We start from the raw sequence: 18,296 nt of genomic DNA on the forward strand, positions 1-18,296 counted from the left end.
GTGTCTTATTCCCTAACCCCGAAGGGAGGAGAACAGCAATCGTGAGAGTTCCCCCTTCGGGCTTGCCTGCCGCAGAAAGGGGTTAGGGGGCTTCCCTTCTGTGTTTCTTTGTTTCCTCAAAAACGTGTTCTAAAATCTTGATATCAGTTTCCGAAAGTTCGATACTTCTTCTACTCATGACTACTTTTGCAACTTCAAAGGCCTTATCGGTTTTATAAGTTGTAGAACCACTACTCCCACCCCAACTAAAGCTAGAAATAAAGTTTCTAGGAAAACCGCTTCCAAAAATATTTGCGCTCACACCTACCACAGTTCCCGTGTTGAACATCGTGTTTATTCCACATTTACTGTGATCCCCCATCATTAATCCGCAAAATTGCAATCCTGTCCTGGTAAAGCCTTCGGTTTCGTAATCCCAAAGACGAACTTCTGCGTAATTATTCTTTAGGTTTGAATTGTTCGTGTCGGCACCTAAATTACACCATTCCCCTATAACAGAATTCCCTAAAAACCCATCGTGACCTTTGTTTGAATACCCGAAAAGTACCGAGTTGTTAACTTCTCCTCCAACCTTGCAATGCGGGCCAATGGTTGTGTTTGAATAGATTTTCACACCCATCTTCAAAGTGGAATGATCGCACAGCGCAAAAGGTCCACGCACCATAGAACCTTCCATAATTTCAGTGTCTTTCCCTATATAAATTGGACCTTCGGAAGCATTTAAGGTGCAAAACTCAATATTCGCGCCTTCTTCAATAAATATGTTTTCTGGGTTTTTTGTCCAAACACCTTGTGGAATAGGTTGTGATGTTCGCTCCTTCGTAAGCATGGCAAAGTCTCGTTTTATTGCTTCGCCATTTTTTGAAAAGATGTCCCAAGAATGTTCAATTCTTAAAACGTCGTCGTGTTCATATTGAATTATATCAAAGGTTTCAAAATCTACTTCCTGTTCTTCTGTTGTAAAAAAAGCAATAGGTTCATCATCAAAAAAAACAGCTTGGTTTTCTTCTAAGCTTTTAATGATATTCACTAAGTTTTCCGAAGGAAGAAAAGAAGCGTTTATCAAAATATTCTTTTCCAATTCCAAAAAAGGATGTTTTTCCGAAAGATAGTCTTCGGTTACGGTTGTAGTCGTAAAACCCAAATGATGTTCCCATTTTTCGCGAATGGTTAAAATCCCAACACGAATATCTGCCACTGGCCGTGTAAATGTGAAAGGTAACAATTGATTACGGACGTTTCCGTCAAAAAGGATGTAGTTCATCGACACTGTTAAATTTGGTTATTTTATAATTTCATAAAAAATAGAATCAGAAACAAAAATATCGACACCAATGATCCTACGATACCGATAATTGCTAATCTATAAGTGCTTTCCACTCTTTTTATTATCGTTAGATTCTGTTGTGCTAGTTGCTTAATGAGATTTGCCTGTTTTAATTCGCTACTTTCAAGAACCTCAATACGTTTTAATAAAACTTCCGGATCAAAACTATCAGCATTTTTTCTTTTTAAATTTTCCTTTTTATTAGAAGAAAGTACGCTACCGGCCATTTCGACTAAAGAGATCGCGGTTGGCACCAATTTTACCCAGGGTATCAACATCTTTTCTATTTATGGATTTAATTAATAAAGATAATAAAGGTGGGAACTTACACAAAAAAAAGCCCTCGATTTCTCGAAGGCTTTTGTATGTTTTGCTTTAACCGAGGACTAGTCTTCAGTTTTAACTTCTTTTTTTGCAGGTTTCTTGAACTTGTCATACTTGTTCTTGAATTTGTCAATACGTCCTGCAGTATCGATAAGTTTTGCTTTTCCAGTATAAAAAGGATGTGAAGTACGTGAAATCTCCATCTTTACCAAAGGATATTCAACGCCATCAACTTCAAGGGTCTCTCTAGTATCAGCAGTGGACTTCGTAAGGAACACTTCTTCGTTACTCATATCCTTAAATGCAACTATTCTATAATTTTCTGGGTGGATACCTTTTCTCATCTCTGTAATGTTTGTATTTAAAATGTGCTTTTCCGACCTTTCGGAATTCAGTTTGCAAATTTAAGTATTAATTGGAAATTAGCAACTAAATATTGCATTTTTTTAATTCATTTCAAAATAGACTGCAAATGTAACGTTTTACTATCTTTGTTTACTAACAACTAAAACCTGCCTACCGTACTTTTGTAGGCCAAAAAACTATCAAAAAATGGATACCCAAAAAGCTTCAATTAAAAAGATAGCACTTAATTATGGTGTGCTATTGGCCCTTCTTTCTATTGTTCTCCAAGTTATATCCTATGTCTTGGATGCGCATATCGATCGCCCTTGGTGGCTTACCGTAGTACAACTGGCAATTTCAATAGGTGTTATTGTGTATGGTATTAAAGCCTTTAAAACTGGAAATGAAGGTTTTCTTACTTTGGGCCAGGCATTAAAAACGGGGGTAGCAATTAGTTTGATTGCTGGAGTAATCGCTGTTATTTTCAACTATATCTTTATGAATTATATCGATCCAGACTTTATTGAAAAAGCAATGGCATTTTCACGCGAACAGATGATTGAGCAAAATCCTAACATGTCACAAGAACAATTGGAGAATGCTATGGAGATTTCGTCTAAATTTATGTCGCCCGGAATAATGTCTGCATTTGCTATTATTTCAACATTATTCTTTGGATTCCTTATTTCATTGGTCGCTGGTTTGATTATGAAAAGAAATCCACCGCAACCATTTTAATCTACTGAATGAATATTTCCATTGTCATCCCACTTCTAAACGAGGAAGAATCTTTAAATGAACTTTACCGTTGGATTGCTACTGTTATGCAATCCAATGGTTTTTCATACGAACTTATATTTATTGACGATGGCAGTACAGACGATTCATGGAAGATAATTGAAAAACTTTCCGAAGAACATGCAGAAGTAAAAGGAATCCGCTTTCAGAAGAATTACGGAAAATCACAAGCCCTACACGCCGGTTTTGCGATGGTAGCTGGAGACGTCATAATCACCATGGATGCGGATCTTCAGGACAACCCGGAGGAAATCCCAGAACTTTACAAGATGATAACCGATGAAGGTTTTGACCTTGTTTCGGGCTGGAAAAAGAAGCGGTATGATTCTGTTATCAGTAAAAACTTACCTTCAAAATTGTTTAATTATGCCGCAAGAAAAACTTCGGGCGTAAAATTACACGACTTTAATTGTGGTTTAAAAGCATATAAAAAGGAGGTTGTAAAAACAATTGAAGTAACTGGCGAGATGCATAGATATATTCCTGTTCTAGCTAAAAACGCGGGCTTTAGTAATATTTCAGAAAAACCCGTACTTCATCAAGCTCGAAAATTTGGAACTACTAAATTTGGCGCGGAACGCTTTATTCGCGGTTTTTTAGATTTAATAACTATTTGGTTTTTATCAACCTTCGGGAAACGGCCCATGCATCTTTTTGGCGCTTGGGGAGCGTTCATGCTGTTTATAGGCTTTTGTTTTGCTTTATATTTGGGTATTGACAAACTATTTATTAATCCTTCTGCTAGACTAATTACCGATCGCCCGGAATTTTTTATTGCTCTTACAGCCATGATTTTGGGAACACAGCTTTTCCTTGCAGGCTTTTTAGGCGAATTGATTCTTCGTAGTAAAAAAGATTCTCAGAATTATATAATTAAGGAAACGATTAATTAGAAATTTTTTATACGGCGAGTGGATTAAATATTTATATATCCAGATATTATCGATTTTTTGTACGACCCCAATGGGGTCGAATCTTTTTGAATCTTATTTAATCTATAAATATATGAACCCTTCGGGTTCATCATTTTTTATACCTATTTTTGCATCTTTAAATAAAGCAAATGATTTACGTAGACCCAAAAGTTTTAGCCCGCGTCAACCAATGGCTCACTCCCTTTTTCGACGAAAAAACCCAACACGATATTAAAGAAATGATCGCCAACGACCCCGAAGGTCTGGAAGAGAGTTTTTATAAAAACCTAGAATTCGGAACCGGCGGAATGCGTGGTATTATGGGTCTCGGCGATAATCGCATCAATAAGTATACGTTAGGAAAGAATACGCAAGGTCTTTCGAATTACTTAAACGCACAGTTTCCGAAGAAGGAAATTAAAGTTGCCATTGCGTACGATTGCCGTCACAACAGTAAAAAATTCGCAAAAATAGTAGCCGATGTTTTTACAGCAAACGGAATAAAAGTTTTTCTCTTTTCAGATTTAAGAGCTACGCCAGAGCTTTCTTTCGCAGTAAAACATTTGGACTGTCAAGCGGGAATTGTTTTAACAGCTTCGCACAATCCACCAGAATACAACGGCTATAAGGTTTATTGGGAAGATGGCGGACAATTGGTTCCACCTCAGGATAATGAAATTATTACAGAAATAAACTCCCTCAAATACGAAGACATTAAGTTTGAAGCGAATGAAAATCTAATTGAATTAATTGATAATGAAGTTGATAATGCTTTTGCAGATGCTTCAGTTAAAAACGGAACATTTAATACTTCAGCTAAAGCCCGAGAGAACCTGAAAATTGTTTTTACTTCACTTCACGGCACATCAATCACGATGATTCCAAAGGTTTTGGAACAAGCTGGTTATAATAATGTGGCTATAGTTAAAGAACAAGCGGAACCCGATGGTGATTTCCCAACGGTGAAATCTCCAAATCCGGAAGAGCCAGCAGCCCTTGAGATGGCCCTGGATCTTGCAGATAAGGAAAGTGCTGATATCGTTATCGGTACCGATCCAGATTGCGATCGTCTAGGAGTTGCCGTTCGAAATAACGAAAACGAAATGGTGCTTCTAAACGGCAATCAAACCATGGTTTTAATGACTTACTTCCTCTTGAAACAATGGAAGAAAGCAGGAAAACTGAACGGGAAACAGTTTGTAGCTTCTACTATCGTTTCCACACCTATGGTTGAAAAAGTAGCAGATCATTTCAACGTAAAATACATTGAAGGACTTACCGGTTTTAAGTGGATTGCAAAAATGATCAAGGATTTTCCGGAACTTGAATTTATTGGTGGTGGAGAAGAAAGTTTTGGATATTTGGTGGGCGATTTTGTCCGTGATAAAGACGCCGTTACCGCTACCCTACTCGCTTGCGAAATTGCTGCACAGAAGAAAAATGAAGGCAGTAGCATGTTTCAATATATGGAGGATATATATAATGAGTTTGGAAATTATAGAGAGCATCTTATTTCAGTTACCAAGAAAGGCAAACAAGGCGCAGAAGAAATTGCCGCGATGATGAAAGAACTTCGGGAGAACCCATATAAAGAAATAGCTGGAAGCAAAGTAGTACGAATAGATGATGTTTCAAAAAATGAGACTACAGATTTAACAAAGAAACAAACTTCAACATTAAATCTGCCAAAATCCAACGTTTTGATTTACTACACCGAAGATGGTAGCAAAATTGCTGCACGACCAAGCGGTACGGAACCCAAAATAAAGTTCTACATTAGCGTAAACACAAAGGAAAAAGAAAATTTTGAGGAAATACTTCAGAAAAAAATTGATACTATTGCGGCACAAATAAACATTAGTTAATGAATTATTTCAAAAAAATACTGCGTTACGCAATACCGTATAAAAAATATGCCTACTTAAATATATTTTTTAACATTCTGTATGCATTATTTAGTACACTTTCATTTTTGGCATTGATTCCTGTACTTCAGGTGATTTTTAGCGATCAACGTACCGTTGGAAAAATTCCTGTGTACCAAGGAATTACTGAAGTAACTTCATATATTCAAGATTCCATGAGTTATTATTTAGTTACCTATATCAACAAATATGGGGACTTTAAGGTGCTTATGTTTATGATTGGCTTAATTGTAGCTATTTTTCTTCTTAAAAACTTGAGCAACTATTTGGCTATGTATTACTCCACATTTCTTAGAAATGGAGTGTTAAAAGATCTTCGGAATGCACTTTATAGTAAGGTTATTCAGTTTCCGTTAGCATTTTATTCTGAAAAAAGAAAAGGAGACACCATCTCTCGCTTAAGCGGCGATGTTGATGAAGTAAAAAACTCAGTGCTTTCCGTTTTGGAAATGATTGTTCGAGAGCCATTAACAATCATTTTCTCATTGGCGACCATGCTTTTTATAAGTCCGAAACTGACGTTATTTGTATTTCTATTTTTACCAATTTCAGGATTTCTTATTTCGAAAGTAGGGAAATCATTAAAAAAAGGTTCGTTAAAAGTTCAGCAAGAGCAAGGTGTTTTTCTTTCTATTTTGGAAGAAACTATGGGTGGATTGCGCATTATTAAAGCCTTTCACGCTGAAAACCTTTTTCAGAAAAAATTTGAAGATAGCAACGAACGCTTTTATAAACATTCCAACAAGGTGATGAACCGTCAAAATGTTGCTTCGCCATTAAGCGAGCTTCTGGGAATCATTACTATTGGAGTTTTATTGGTTTATGGAGGTTATCTCGTATTCGTGGATCGCACCTTAGACGCCAGTTTTTTCCTAGGTTATATAATGTTAGCATACAACATCCTCACTCCAGCAAAAGCCATTGCTAAGGCTAGCTATTCCATAAAACGTGCCGATGGTTCTGCGCATCGAATTTTAGAATTATTGGAAGCCAAAAACACGATTGTTGACATTGAAAGCCCTATTCAAAAAGAAAGTTTCGACCATGCTATATCTATAAAGAATATTTCGTTTAAATATGAAGACCAATATGTTTTAAAAGATTTCACTTTAGACATTCCGAAAGGAAAAACCGTCGCCCTAGTTGGACAATCTGGAAGTGGGAAAAGTACGATTGCTAATTTATTGACACGTTTTTACGATGTAAATCAAGGCAGCATCGAAATTGATGGAGTGGATATAAAAAATATTTCCAAAAGATCTCTTCGTGGGTTAATGGGAATTGTTTCACAGGATTCTATTCTTTTTAATGATTCTGTGGCAGACAATTTAAAACTCGGAAAGCCACATGCTTCAGATGCCGAATTACTTGAAGCCGCAGAAATTAGCAACTCTTATGAGTTTATAAAAGACCTTCCGGAAGGTTTTGAGACCAATATTGGCGATAGCGGTAACAAACTGAGCGGTGGTCAGAAACAACGTCTAAGCATTGCTCGTGCCGTATTAAAGAATCCACCAATTATGATTTTGGACGAGGCCACTTCTGCCCTTGATACCGAAAGCGAGCGATTGGTTCAGGATGCTCTGGAAAATATGATGAAGAACAGAACTTCCATCGTTATTGCCCACAGACTTTCTACTATTCAGAATGCCGATAATATCGTAGTTCTTTCCAAAGGAAAAATTGTGGAACAAGGCAAACACCAAGAACTTCTAGCCTTGAAAGGTGTTTATTACAGTTTGGTTGAAATGCAATCACTTTCCTAATTCAAAATTTGAATATTCAAAATTAAACCTTTTCATTTACCTTTAGTCTTAAGTACAATTACACAAAAGTGGTTGAAGAAAAAGAATTGGTAACGGCTTTACAAACTGAAGCCGCAAAAGAAGCGGCCTTTAGGGAACTTGTTACGCAATATAAGGAACGACTTTACTGGCAGATCAGGAATATGGTCTTGGACCACGACGATGCCGATGATGTACTTCAAAATACATTTATAAAAATTTTCAGAAACATCAATTCCTTTAAAGGCGACAGCAAACTCCATACGTGGATGTACCGAATAGCCGCCAATGAATCCATCACTTTTCTTAATAAAAAAGCAAAGCGCAACAATGTTTCTATTGAAAATGTAAAGGACAATGCAATGCGTAAACTTGAAAGCGATGTTTATTTTGAAGGAGACGCTATTCAACTACAATTTCAAAAGGCGATTGCAACACTACCCGAAAGACAGCGATTAATTTTTACGATGAAGTATTTTGAAGATCACACCTATGAAGAACTTTCGGAAATACTAGATACATCGGTTGGCGGACTTAAAAGCAGCTATCACATTGCAGTCAAAAAAATTACGGAGTTTATAAAAACGAATGAAACCTTATAAGGTATTAGAAGTCAAAGATTAAAGTGAAAAAAGAACACAACATATCGAAATTTAACGTTCCCGAAGGTTATTTTAAAACCTTCGAAGAACAGCTTTTTAGTAAAATTTCAGAAGAAAAATTTCCAAAAACAAATGGTTTCACCGTTCCACCGGCTTATTTTGAAAATATAGAGGAGCGTGTTTTGAAGACTGTAGAAAGTTCAGAACAATCGAAAAAAGTAATTCCGTTATTTCCGAAAAAATATTTTGGCTACGCAGCCGCAATTGCTGCTTGCTTCCTAATTGGCTTCTCACTTTACACCAATACTCAAAATGATCAAAACTTGGATTCGCTACAATGGTCAAGTATTGACAGCTATATTGAGGGCGGAAACTTGAATTTAGATTTATACGATTTAACATCAATCATAGATGATTCGGATATTTCAGGTGTTGAAGTTCAAAAGTGGGAGCTTGCCGAAAGTGATGTAAAGGATTATCTTTTTGAAAATATAGATACAGAAAACTTAACGAACGAACGATGAAAAATTTACTATTTATATTTCTTTTCTCAATTGCAGGTCTGCAAGCGCAAGAAGGGAAGCACGAAAAAATCAAAGCACTTAAAACCGCTTATATTACTGAGAAATTGGCACTAACTTCTTCCGAAGCTGAAAAATTCTGGCCTGTTTACAACAGTTATGGCGAAAAATTTTACGCATTAAGATTCAAAGAACACCGAGATATTTATAAAAAACTACGTGACGGTTTAGATAAATTGACTGATGCCGAAGCGAATGAACTAATTGATAAAAACCTCTCGATAGAAGCTAGCAAATTAGAACTTCGAAAGCAGATGACTGAGGCTTTGAGAAAAGTTATCTCTCCAAAGAAAATCATTCTTCTTAAAAAAACCGAGAACGATTTTAAACACGAGTTACTGGACAGATACAAGCACGGAAGAGAAAAAGAAAAACCATAAAAAAAGCCCCGAAATTCGGGGCTTTAATATATTTAATAGGCTTCCATTTACATGGCTCCCCATTCTTTCAAAGACTTTTCGTTTAGTGCGATATAGTCATTATTCTTAGCTTCTTTTGCAAGTTTCAAAGATTCTTTCGCCGCTTCAATAGCCCCTTTTTTATCCCCTGATTTCGCATAGATCAAAGATTTTTGACGCAATTGGTAATACATCGGATCTTTTGTAAGCTCCATTGCTTTATCCATCCAAAGCTTAGCTTGGTTAATGTCTTTTCCTGCTTCAAAATAATACATAGCCGCTGCATAATATTCATTGGCACCAGGACCATTCATCACTTTTTTGATATTTGAAGTTACAGCCTCATCCGTATTAAACTTTATTGGCACTCCAACATAGGTTTTATCCCAAAGGATCCCTAAGGTAGCAGCGTCATAGGTTAAATCATCAAAGCTCATCGTAAAGGTTTCAAAACTTTTAGTCAATGGAGTTGGCTTAACTGAAACTGTTGCAGCAATTTTGCTGTTATCTAATTTTTCTGGGGCACCCCAGTTATTTACATCATTATAAAAATAAACTTCCCAGTTGGAAGCTCCTGGCTTTGTGAAAATAGCATACGAACCAGCCGCTAACTTTTTTCCTCCAATTTCTACATCATTACTAAATGTTATGGTTGTGTTTGTGTTTGCACCTGTACGCCAAATCGCGCCATAAGGAACAAGTTCTCCATAGATAGTTCTACCTTTCATAGAAGGTCTAGAATACTCAAGCGTAACATCAGTAAGTCCAACTTTCTGTTCAATTTTTTGGAACGGACTTGGTTGTGGAGTTTTTATCTGCGCCTGTGAACCTACGGTCAGTAGTACGGCAGAAAAAAGTAAAATAATCTTTTTCATAGTAATGGTTTTTAAGTAATTATAATTTCTACGAAGGTAGTGTTTGAATTAATTTTAATTTGTTAATTAAAACTTAAAATAGTGTGTAACTGACAGCATAATAACATTCGAGACTTCCTGTTATACTTATCATTCCGAAGAATTGTTAATTTTTTGTTTAAACTTTTTTTAATTTTGTAAAACAAAGTAACTTTAATCAAAAATTTTGAAAACATGATTAAGGCAATAAAAAAAATATTTAAGGGACAATTTGGAAGCAAAGTAGTAAATAATGATACTTATAGACTTTTGCGGATGAATAGAAAACTTTCAATTAAGCGGAAGAAATAGAGCCGCTTTATGAAAATCTATACACTACACGCCAAACAGAGCCTACCCATTTCCATCGACGAGGCTTGGAACTTTTTATCCAACCCAGCAAACCTGAAAGTCATTACTCCCGAATATATGGGCTTCCATATTCAATCTGGTGCGGATAGACCTATGTTCGCCGGACAAATAATTGAATATATCGTTACTCCTATTTTAGGTATAAAAACCAAATGGGTTACAGAAATAACACATTCCGTTGACAAAGAATACTTTGTTGACGAGCAGCGTTTTGGTCCCTACTCGCTTTGGCACCACAAACATTTTATCAAGAAAATTGAAGGAGGTATAGAAATGGAAGACTTACTTCATTATAAACTACCATTTGGTGTTTTGGGGCAAATGGTACATCCATTTTTAGTAAAACCAAAGTTGGATGAAATATTTGAATATCGAAAAAACAAACTTATCGAGCTTTTCGGCACTATTAAATCTAAAAAATAATTTATGAAAAAAAATATATTATTAATTGGAGGATCCTACGGAATTGGCGCTGCTATTGCCGATATTCTTCAAGAGGACCATCAAGTTATTATAGCTTCAAGAACCAACGAGCATATATCTGAAAAAATAATTCATCACACCTTCGACGTTTTAAAAGATAATATTGAAACACTAGATTTACCCGATAGAATTGACGGTCTAGTCTATTGCCCTGGTAGCATCAATTTAAAACCTTTTAAAATGATGAGTCCAGAAACTTTTAAGGAAGATATGGAGATCAATTTTTATTCTTTGGTTAGAATTGTTCACGGACTCCTGCCAAAACTGAAAAATTCAGAACAAGCGAGTCTCATATTCTTTAGCACGGTAGCTGTAAAAGTTGGCATGCCTTTTCACACCAGCGTAGCTGCAGCCAAAGGAGCCATTGAAGGTTTTGCAAAGGCATTAGCGGCAGAATATGCTCCCAATTTTAGAATAAATGTGATAGCTCCATCTTTAACCGATTCGCCTTTAGCCTCAAAACTTTTGAACAGCGATTCCAAAAAGGAAAAAATGGCCAATAAACATCCACTAAAAAAAGTTGGTTCTACTGAGGATATTGCTGCTATGGCCGCCTTTCTACTCCAGGATGAATCCAAATGGATCACTGGACAAGTATTTGGCGTTGACGGAGGGCTTTCAACCTTAAACATCCATTAAATTTGGCAAAAAAAGTAAATATATTTTGGTTCCGAAGAGATTTACGTCTCGATGACAATGTGGGTTTTTACAAGGCGCTACATGGAAAATTTCCCGTTCTTCCAATCTTCATATTTGATTCAGAAATTATAAACGAGCTCCCCAAGAACGATGCTCGGGTTAGCTTTATTTTTGAAACGCTTCAAAAAATGCGGAAGAAATTACAGGAAAACGGCAGCAGTATCGCAATTTACCACGGAAAACCAGAAACTGTTTTAAATACTATTATTTCAGAATTTGAGGTTCAAAACGTAATCACAAATCGCGACTATGAACCCTACGCCAAAAAAAGAGACAAAGAAGTAGAAGCATTACTTTCGAAAAAAGATATCGGTTTCTACACGTTTAAAGATCAAGTGATTTTCGAAAAAGATGAAGTCGTAAAAAAAGATGGCGATCCATATATTGTTTACACGCCTTATATGAAAGTCTGGAAAGAAAACTTCAGAACGAATTATAAAGAAAAAATCTATTACACCGCCGAGGTTTTAAAAAACCTGTATCAGAATTCCAGATTACCTAATCTTTCCTTAGAGGATATTGGCTTTAAAAAATCCTCAATAGCAATTCCAGATTATGATGTTACCCCTACCACCATTCAGGAATACGAAAAAACACGGAATTTTCCCGCGCAAGATGCAACTTCACACTTGGGACCTCATTTGCGTTTCGGCACGGTAAGTATTCGAAAAATGATTAAAAAGGCTATTTCCGAAAAGAATGAAGTCTTTTGGCAGGAGCTTATTTGGAGAGAATTCTTTATGCAAATCCTGTGGCATTTTCCTGAAACGTTTGAAAATTCGTTTAAAAAGAAATACGACAGAATTGAATGGCGAAATAACGAAGTTGAGTTTGAAAAGTGGAAAGAAGGAAAAACTGGCTATCCCATGGTTGATGCCGGAATGCGTCAACTCAATAAAACCGGTTATATGCACAATCGCGTGCGGATGGTTGTTGCTAGTTTTTTATGTAAACATCTTTTGATAGATTGGCGTTGGGGCGAAGCTTATTTTGCCGAAAAATTATTGGATTATGAAATGTCCAGCAATGTTGGAAATTGGCAATGGGCTTCAGGCAGCGGCGTTGATGCAGCTCCTTACTTCCGGATTTTTAACCCCACAACACAAATTGAAAAATTTGACAAGGATTACAACTATATAAAAGAATGGGTTTCTGAATTTGGAACCGATACATATCCTGAAAAAATAGTAGACCACAAAGAAGCAAGAGCGCGCTGTTTGAACGTTTACAAAGCTGCAGTTTCATAGTATTAAAACTTGCTTTCAAAATATGGGTTGTTAAAAAAAATGTAAATAGATGGTAAATTTATGCCATTCAGCACAATTTTGCTACTCTTGCACAGTTAAGTAAAGCAATCCAACAAACCTGAAAGCGATGAAGAAGATCATACTATTAACCCTCCCCCTATTTTTGTTTGCGCTGCAAGTTTCAGCTCAAGACTCTATTGAAGTACGAAAAAACACCCTGAATGATCAGATGACTCAAGCATTTGACAAAAGCAATAGTTATCAGGAATACAAAGTAATCAAAAAGACGCAGCTCGCTACTTTAAAACGAAACATCCTTGATTCTGTTTCTGGTTTCGACAAAAGAATAAATGCACAAGAACGCGAATTGGCCTTGCAAAAAAGTGAAATTGATTCTCTTGGTCAAAACTTAAAGAGCACGCAACAAAATCTTTCGGATTCAAAAGAAAAAGAAGATGGCATCGAAATCTTGGGTATTTTAACTTCAAAAGCAACCTACAATTCCATAATGTGGACCATTATCCTGGTTTTATTGCTGATAAGTGGTTTTCTTTTCTACCGATTCTTAAACAGCCATAAAATAACCAATGCCGCACAGCTTAAAATGGCGGAGATGGAAATTGAATTGGAAGATTACCGAAGAAACAGTCTAGAACGCGAACAAAAGTTACGCAGAAAACTGCAGGACGAAATCAATAAAAACAGGAAGGCATAATCTTAGGGTTCAGATCTAGTGATTTTAGCTCCAATTGCACGGAGTCTTTCATCAATGTTTTCGTAACCTCTATCAATTTGCTCAATATTGTGGATTATGCTGGTTCCTTTGGCAGAAAGCGCTGCAATCAACAGTGAAATTCCTGCCCTAATATCTGGCGAAACCATGGTGGTAGCTTTAAGGCTGGACTGAAAGTTATGACCAATAACTGTAGCGCGGTGCGGATCACAAAGGATAATCTTCGCGCCCATATCTATCAATTTATCTACAAAAAACAATCGGCTTTCAAACATTTTTTGATGAATCAATACGCTGCCTTTTGCTTGCGTACACATTACAAGAACGATACTTAGCAAATCTGGAGTAAACCCTGGCCACGGGGCATCTGAAACAGTAAGAATAGAACCGTCAATATAACTCTGAATTTCATATTCATTTTGCGCAGGAATGTGAATATCATCACCCTTTTTTTCGAGCGTTAGACCGAGTTTCCGGAAGGTCTGAGGAATTAATCCTAAGTTTTCCCAGCTTACATCTTTAATGGTAATTTCGCTTTGGGTCATTGCAGCCAGACCAATCCAGCTACCTATTTCAATCATATCCGGCAAAACGCGGTGTTCACATCCACCCAATTCCTTTACGCCTTCAATAACCAATAAGTTAGAGCCAACTCCATTGATTTTAGCACCCATGGAATTTAACATTTTGCACAGTTGTTGAATATAAGGTTCACAAGCAGCATTATAAATTGTTGTAGTTCCTTTGGCCATTACAGCTGCCATAACGATGTTTGCCGTTCCAGTAACCGAGGCTTGATCCAAAAGCATATAGGTACCTTTTAGACCTTTGGGCGCTTCTACTCCGTAAAACCGCTCTTCTTTATTATATCTGAATTTTGCACCAAGTTTTATAAAGCCTTCAAAATGGGTATCAAGTCTGCGTCTACCAATTTTATCACCACCCGGTCTAGGAATATAACCTTTTCCAAACCTTGCTAAAAGTGGCCCAACAATCATTATAGAACCTCGTAGCGAGCTTCCCTCCTGCTTAAAAAGTTCAGATTCTAAATACTCTAAATTAATTTCATCTGCGATAAAGGCATATTTACCTTTACCCAATTTCTGGATTTTTACGCCGAGGTTCTCTAAAATTTTTATCAGTTTATTGACGTCAAGAATATCAGGAATATTCTCAATAATCACTTTTTCCGGTGTTAATAATACTGCACAAAGAATTTGTAAGGCTTCGTTTTTGGCTCCCTGAGGGGTGATTTCACCCTTCAGTTTATGCCCGCCTTCTATTTGGAAAGTTCCCATAAATAAAGCTTGAAAATTTTAATGACGTTTGCGACTGCGATTGTTGCTGGATTTGTAGTTTTTCTTTCCAGAATTAGAGCTTGAACTAGAGCTATATCGCTTTTTGTTTTTTAATAAGTTAGAGGCATCACTCAAATCCTCATCACTATTCTTTAAGTTAATTTTACCTTCAGAAAGTTCAAATAAGTGTGCGAAAATCACATCATCCTCCACCGTATCTTTATTCCAGTTTAGAAAACATTTTTTCATGTGATTGGCAATAGTGAGGATAAGCCCTTCTTTTTTATCACCATCTTCCCAACTGATGGCAACGTCAATCATTCTTTTGATGTTGTTGCCGTAAAAGCGGTACTTAGGATGGTTTTGTGGATACCCAAGAGGTTCTGGATGCTCCATAAGCTCCTCTCTGGTAGGAATGGGATAGGGCGAATCAACGTCCAGTTTAAAATCTGAGATAATAAACAATTGATCCCATAACATGGGTTGAAAGTCTGGCACATCACGAAGGTGCGGGTTTAGGTTGCCCATAACATTAATAATGCTCTTGGCCACCTTATTGCGCTCTTGCTTATCTTCTATATCAATAGCGTGATCGACCATTTTTTGAATATGGCGGCCATATTCTGGGATAATCAATTTTGGACGTTCGGTATTATATTCTATTTGGGCTACTTCTTGTATCAAAATGTTGTAGTTAAGGGAAGGATTAATTTATTCGGAAAGATTGAAAATCATTTCAATTGCAAAATACTAAAAATTATAGTGAAATAACACCTTCAACCTTAGAAACTTCAAGATATTTTTCAACCACCGCATCGGGAGATTCCATCGTTACTTTTATGGAAACACTGGTGTACGTACCTTTAGAAGAATCACGCGTATTTATCTCAGCATCAGTAGCGTCAAAGATAGAATCTATTTCCGCTATTTTTTCAAGATCGGCTGGAACAATAAATTTGAAGAGATAAGGCGATGGCCAAGTTGTAGTCTCTTCAAGTTGTTTTTTTAAACGTTCGTAAAATTCCGCAGTGTTTTTTTCTTGATTCATTCAAATATTTGCTGTGTGAGCTACAAAGATACACTTTCATCACAAATATATATTTACTTACTTTGTATAAAATTGAAACTTGTTGAAAACAGAACGAATTGTAATAACCGGTGGCCCCGGCTCGGGAAAGACTGCATTGATAAAACATTTGGAAGATCAAGGGCATCAAGTAATGCACGAAATTTCAAGAGAAGTTACATTACAGGCCCAAAAGGAAGGAATTGAACAATTGTTTTTGGAAAACCCAATGCTCTTTAGTGAAAAATTGCTGGAAGGTAGACTGAAACAATTTCGGGAAGGAGAAAACCGCCACGCCGAAACTCTTTTTTACGATCGCGGAATGCCAGACGTTACGGCTTATATGGATTTTATGAACATCCATTATCCTGAAAATTTTTCAGAAACCTGTAATACGTATAGGTACGATAAGGTTTTTGTACTTCCACCTTGGAAGGAGATTTATGAACAAGACAACGAGCGATACGAATCTTTTGAGCAGGCCGAAGAGCTATTTAACTTCTTAAAAAATAGCTACGAATACTATGGCTATAACACGTATGAAGTACCGGTAGGTTCCATTAAAGAACGCGCCGAATATATTTTAGAAAAAGTTAAAGATACCTTTTGATAAGTGTACAAACCATCTTGACCAAATACTGGGGTTATACTTCCTTCAAACCCATGCAGGAAGCTATAATCACTTCTGTATTGAATGGAAAAGATACGGTATCTCTTTTACCCACAGGCGGGGGAAAATCAATATGTTTTCAAGTTCCCGCATTGGCAATGGATGGAATTTGCATTGTAGTTTCACCATTGGTAGCATTGATGAGCGACCAAGTGAATGCCTTAAAAGATCGTGGCATAAAGGCCTTAAAAATAACGGGTGGCATTTCCTTCAATGACCTGAACACCTTACTGGATAATGCGCTTTACGGAAATTACAAATTCCTTTATCTCTCCCCTGAAAGACTTCAACAGGAAATTGTTCAAAATTATATTCGGCAAATGAATGTCAACTTGATTGCAGTTGATGAGGCGCACTGTATTTCGCAATGGGGAAATGATTTTAGACCCGCTTACAAAAACATCACCATACTTCGGGAGCTTCATCCCTTAGTTCCTGTTATTGCTTTAACTGCCACAGCAACCACCGAAGTTTTGGAAGACACCATTTCAGAATTGAAAATGGAACTTCCCGCAGTTTTCAAGGATTCATTTGTTAGGGAAAATCTTTCGTACCAAGTTTTTAAGGAAGATGATAAACTCTATAGAACAGAACAATTGCTAAAAACCAATAAAGGCTCCGCAATTGTATATGTAAGAAGTAGAAAGGGTAGCATTGAAATAAGCAACCAGCTAAACAGTTTGGGAATTTCTTCCACTTTTTATCACGGTGGAGTTTCAGCAAAAGAGAAAGCTCAAAAACTCGATTCTTGGAAGCGTGGAGCAGTTTCGACTATGGTGGCTACCAATGCCTTTGGAATGGGCATTGACCACCCAAACGTGCGTTTTGTTATACATTTACAAATACCAGAGAGTGTTGAAAGTTATTTTCAGGAAGCAGGTCGCGCAGGAAGGGACGGCCAATTTGCCACGGCGGTATTATTGTTTAATGAATATGACAAAATTTACGTAAAAAAACAGTTTATTGAGTCATTGCCAAGCACGTCAGATTTAAAGGCTATATACAGAACTCTCAACAATTATTTTCAAATTCCTTATGGCGAAGGAGAATTCACAAAACACAATTTTGGTTTTTCTGATTTCTGCAAAATATATAGTCTAAACTCCATGTTAGCCTACAACGCGCTTAATAGCTTGGATCGTTTGGGAATTATTCAGCTTTCTCAGGAGTTTGGACGAAAATCCATCCTTCAGTTTTTAATTTCGTCTCAGAAAGTCTTGACATATTTTGGGAAGGACGCCGCAACATCTGTAATAGGAAAAACAATTCTTAGAATTTACGGTGGAATCTTTGAAATGTCAACAGCCGTAAATTTAGACTTGATCGCAACCAAAACCGGCCAATCCATAGAAACCATCATAGGTATTTTAAGGAAAATGGAACGTGACCAGGTGATTGAAATGAAATTGCAAATAACCGATGCCACGCTTACTTTCCTTGTTCCGCGCGAGGACGACAAAACTATAAATGTTATTTCAAGGGAAGTGGAAGCCTTAAACCAGAAAAAAAAGGCTCAAGTAAATGCAGTACTTCGATACTTGGAAAACACAGAAACCTGCCGAAGCGCTCAACTAGTTTCCTATTTTGGGGAGACCACTGCAAGTGCTTGCGGCGTTTGTTCGGTTTGTAATTCGCAACATCCATCATCGTCTAAAAAGGAGCTACAGGAAATTGCCAAGAACATATTAATATTGCTGGAAGCCGACGATTTAACTTCTAGAGAAATTTCAGAAAAACTTACATTTGCTGAAACCAACATATTAAAGGTGCTTCGGCTACTGATGGATGCCGAAAAAATAAAAGTGAATTTGAAGAACCAATATTATTTATACTGAAA

The 18,296-nt window shown here is 36.8% G+C and carries 20 protein-coding genes; 13 read left to right on the forward strand and 7 right to left on the reverse strand.

Annotated features, from left to right (window positions below; all coding sequences use genetic code 11):
- Nucleotides 1–82 precede the first annotated feature (82 nt).
- The 3 genes from G440_RS0101645 to G440_RS0101655 all read right to left on the reverse strand — a co-directional run bounded on the left by G440_RS0101645 (nucleotide 83) and on the right by G440_RS0101655 (nucleotide 1,995).
- A complete protein-coding gene (locus G440_RS0101645) occupies nucleotides 83–1,264 on the reverse strand; it encodes a GlmU family protein (RefSeq protein ID WP_026449700.1) in 1,182 nt (393 codons plus the stop codon).
- A 23-nt stretch (nucleotides 1,265–1,287) separates the two neighbouring features.
- A complete protein-coding gene (locus tag G440_RS0101650) occupies nucleotides 1,288–1,605 on the reverse strand; it encodes a hypothetical protein (RefSeq protein ID WP_026449701.1) in 318 nt (105 codons plus the stop codon).
- A 108-nt stretch (nucleotides 1,606–1,713) separates the two neighbouring features.
- Complete coding sequence (locus G440_RS0101655; protein WP_026449702.1) at nucleotides 1,714–1,995, reverse strand: type B 50S ribosomal protein L31; 282 nt, start codon at nucleotides 1,993–1,995, stop codon at nucleotides 1,714–1,716.
- Between the two features lie 208 nt (nucleotides 1,996–2,203).
- Between G440_RS0101655 and G440_RS0101660 the strand changes: the two genes are divergently transcribed.
- The 7 genes from G440_RS0101660 to G440_RS0101690 all read left to right on the forward strand — a co-directional run bounded on the left by G440_RS0101660 (nucleotide 2,204) and on the right by G440_RS0101690 (nucleotide 8,980).
- Nucleotides 2,204–2,734, forward strand: a complete 531-nt coding sequence (locus G440_RS0101660; protein WP_026449703.1) for a DUF4199 domain-containing protein — start codon at nucleotides 2,204–2,206, stop codon at nucleotides 2,732–2,734.
- 8 nt (nucleotides 2,735–2,742) lie between these two features.
- Complete coding sequence (locus G440_RS0101665) at nucleotides 2,743–3,687, forward strand: glycosyltransferase family 2 protein (RefSeq protein WP_026449704.1); 945 nt, start codon at nucleotides 2,743–2,745, stop codon at nucleotides 3,685–3,687.
- 170 nt (nucleotides 3,688–3,857) lie between these two features.
- Entirely contained in the window at nucleotides 3,858–5,573 is a 1,716-nt protein-coding gene (locus tag G440_RS0101670) for a phospho-sugar mutase (RefSeq protein WP_026449705.1), read from the forward strand.
- Nucleotides 5,573–7,399: an ABC transporter ATP-binding protein gene (locus tag G440_RS0101675; protein WP_026449706.1), complete on the forward strand. Its 1,827-nt coding sequence runs from the start codon at nucleotides 5,573–5,575 to the stop codon at nucleotides 7,397–7,399. Before G440_RS0101670 ends, G440_RS0101675 begins: the two co-directional genes overlap by 1 nt.
- A gap of 68 nt (nucleotides 7,400–7,467) precedes the next feature.
- Nucleotides 7,468–8,019 carry an RNA polymerase sigma factor gene (locus G440_RS0101680; protein ID WP_026449707.1) on the forward strand — a complete coding sequence of 184 codons (552 nt, stop codon included), beginning with the start codon at nucleotides 7,468–7,470 and terminating at the stop codon, nucleotides 8,017–8,019.
- A 23-nt stretch (nucleotides 8,020–8,042) separates the two neighbouring features.
- On the forward strand, nucleotides 8,043–8,543 hold the full coding sequence (locus G440_RS0101685; protein ID WP_026449708.1) for a hypothetical protein: 501 nt from the start codon (nucleotides 8,043–8,045) through the stop codon (nucleotides 8,541–8,543).
- The gene (locus tag G440_RS0101690; protein ID WP_026449709.1) at nucleotides 8,540–8,980 is read left to right on the forward strand and encodes a hypothetical protein; all 441 of its coding nucleotides are present in this window, start codon (nucleotides 8,540–8,542) and stop codon (nucleotides 8,978–8,980) included. Before G440_RS0101685 ends, G440_RS0101690 begins: the two co-directional genes overlap by 4 nt.
- Nucleotides 8,981–9,027: 47 nt before the next feature.
- Here the strand turns inward: G440_RS0101690 and G440_RS0101695 are convergent, their stop codons facing one another.
- Nucleotides 9,028–9,873 (reverse strand): DUF2911 domain-containing protein, encoded by an 846-nt coding sequence (locus tag G440_RS0101695; protein WP_026449710.1) that lies wholly within the window; start codon nucleotides 9,871–9,873, stop codon nucleotides 9,028–9,030.
- 339 nt (nucleotides 9,874–10,212) lie between these two features.
- Between G440_RS0101695 and G440_RS0101705 the strand changes: the two genes are divergently transcribed.
- From G440_RS0101705 to G440_RS0101720, 4 genes are all read left to right on the forward strand, one after another.
- Nucleotides 10,213–10,686, forward strand: a complete 474-nt coding sequence (locus G440_RS0101705; RefSeq protein ID WP_026449711.1) for an SRPBCC family protein — start codon at nucleotides 10,213–10,215, stop codon at nucleotides 10,684–10,686.
- Nucleotides 10,687–10,689: 3 nt separating this feature from the next.
- Entirely contained in the window at nucleotides 10,690–11,385 is a 696-nt protein-coding gene (locus tag G440_RS0101710) for an SDR family NAD(P)-dependent oxidoreductase (RefSeq protein WP_026449712.1), read from the forward strand.
- 2 nt (nucleotides 11,386–11,387) lie between these two features.
- Nucleotides 11,388–12,692, forward strand: coding sequence for a cryptochrome/photolyase family protein (locus G440_RS0101715; protein ID WP_026449713.1), 1,305 nt, complete (start codon nucleotides 11,388–11,390; stop codon nucleotides 12,690–12,692).
- A gap of 127 nt (nucleotides 12,693–12,819) precedes the next feature.
- Entirely contained in the window at nucleotides 12,820–13,407 is a 588-nt protein-coding gene (locus G440_RS0101720) for a hypothetical protein (RefSeq protein WP_026449714.1), read from the forward strand.
- A 2-nt stretch (nucleotides 13,408–13,409) separates the two neighbouring features.
- Here the strand turns inward: G440_RS0101720 and murA are convergent, their stop codons facing one another.
- The 3 genes from murA to G440_RS0101735 all read right to left on the reverse strand — a co-directional run bounded on the left by murA (nucleotide 13,410) and on the right by G440_RS0101735 (nucleotide 15,771).
- The gene (gene murA / locus G440_RS0101725) at nucleotides 13,410–14,723 is read right to left on the reverse strand and encodes a UDP-N-acetylglucosamine 1-carboxyvinyltransferase (RefSeq protein WP_026449715.1); all 1,314 of its coding nucleotides are present in this window, start codon (nucleotides 14,721–14,723) and stop codon (nucleotides 13,410–13,412) included.
- An 18-nt stretch (nucleotides 14,724–14,741) separates the two neighbouring features.
- Entirely contained in the window at nucleotides 14,742–15,407 is a 666-nt protein-coding gene (locus G440_RS0101730; protein ID WP_026449716.1) for a DUF4290 domain-containing protein, read from the reverse strand.
- A 73-nt stretch (nucleotides 15,408–15,480) separates the two neighbouring features.
- Nucleotides 15,481–15,771, reverse strand: coding sequence for a DUF493 family protein (locus tag G440_RS0101735; protein ID WP_026449717.1), 291 nt, complete (start codon nucleotides 15,769–15,771; stop codon nucleotides 15,481–15,483).
- An 82-nt stretch (nucleotides 15,772–15,853) separates the two neighbouring features.
- On the opposite strand from G440_RS0101735, the gene G440_RS0101740 reads away from it, so the two are divergent.
- Nucleotides 15,854–16,399, forward strand: a complete 546-nt coding sequence (locus G440_RS0101740) for an AAA family ATPase (RefSeq protein WP_026449718.1) — start codon at nucleotides 15,854–15,856, stop codon at nucleotides 16,397–16,399.
- On the forward strand, nucleotides 16,396–18,294 hold the full coding sequence (locus tag G440_RS0101745; protein ID WP_026449719.1) for a RecQ family ATP-dependent DNA helicase: 1,899 nt from the start codon (nucleotides 16,396–16,398) through the stop codon (nucleotides 18,292–18,294). Before G440_RS0101740 ends, G440_RS0101745 begins: the two co-directional genes overlap by 4 nt.
- Nucleotides 18,295–18,296 lie beyond the last annotated feature (2 nt).

The organism is Aequorivita capsosiphonis DSM 23843 (genome assembly GCF_000429125.1).
Taxonomy (GTDB): domain Bacteria; phylum Bacteroidota; class Bacteroidia; order Flavobacteriales; family Flavobacteriaceae; genus Aequorivita; species Aequorivita capsosiphonis.

What these genes read in the sequence shown, in the direction of transcription:
- G440_RS0101645 (WP_026449700.1), bottom strand. Translation starts at nt 1,264, where the DNA reads ATGAACTACATCCTTTTTGACGGAAACGTCCGTAATCAATTGTTACCT.
- G440_RS0101650 (WP_026449701.1), bottom strand. Translation starts at nt 1,605, where the DNA reads ATGTTGATACCCTGGGTAAAATTGGTGCCAACCGCGATCTCTTTAGTC.
- G440_RS0101655 (WP_026449702.1), bottom strand. Translation starts at nt 1,995, where the DNA reads ATGAGAAAAGGTATCCACCCAGAAAATTATAGAATAGTTGCATTTAAG.
- G440_RS0101660 (WP_026449703.1), top strand. Translation starts at nt 2,204, where the DNA reads ATGGATACCCAAAAAGCTTCAATTAAAAAGATAGCACTTAATTATGGT.
- G440_RS0101665 (WP_026449704.1), top strand. Translation starts at nt 2,743, where the DNA reads ATGAATATTTCCATTGTCATCCCACTTCTAAACGAGGAAGAATCTTTA.
- G440_RS0101670 (WP_026449705.1), top strand. Translation starts at nt 3,858, where the DNA reads ATGATTTACGTAGACCCAAAAGTTTTAGCCCGCGTCAACCAATGGCTC.
- G440_RS0101675 (WP_026449706.1), top strand. Translation starts at nt 5,573, where the DNA reads ATGAATTATTTCAAAAAAATACTGCGTTACGCAATACCGTATAAAAAA.
- G440_RS0101690 (WP_026449709.1), top strand. Translation starts at nt 8,540, where the DNA reads ATGAAAAATTTACTATTTATATTTCTTTTCTCAATTGCAGGTCTGCAA.
- G440_RS0101695 (WP_026449710.1), bottom strand. Translation starts at nt 9,873, where the DNA reads ATGAAAAAGATTATTTTACTTTTTTCTGCCGTACTACTGACCGTAGGT.
- G440_RS0101705 (WP_026449711.1), top strand. Translation starts at nt 10,213, where the DNA reads ATGAAAATCTATACACTACACGCCAAACAGAGCCTACCCATTTCCATC.
- G440_RS0101710 (WP_026449712.1), top strand. Translation starts at nt 10,690, where the DNA reads ATGAAAAAAAATATATTATTAATTGGAGGATCCTACGGAATTGGCGCT.
- G440_RS0101720 (WP_026449714.1), top strand. Translation starts at nt 12,820, where the DNA reads ATGAAGAAGATCATACTATTAACCCTCCCCCTATTTTTGTTTGCGCTG.
- murA (WP_026449715.1), bottom strand. Translation starts at nt 14,723, where the DNA reads ATGGGAACTTTCCAAATAGAAGGCGGGCATAAACTGAAGGGTGAAATC.
- G440_RS0101735 (WP_026449717.1), bottom strand. Translation starts at nt 15,771, where the DNA reads ATGAATCAAGAAAAAAACACTGCGGAATTTTACGAACGTTTAAAAAAA.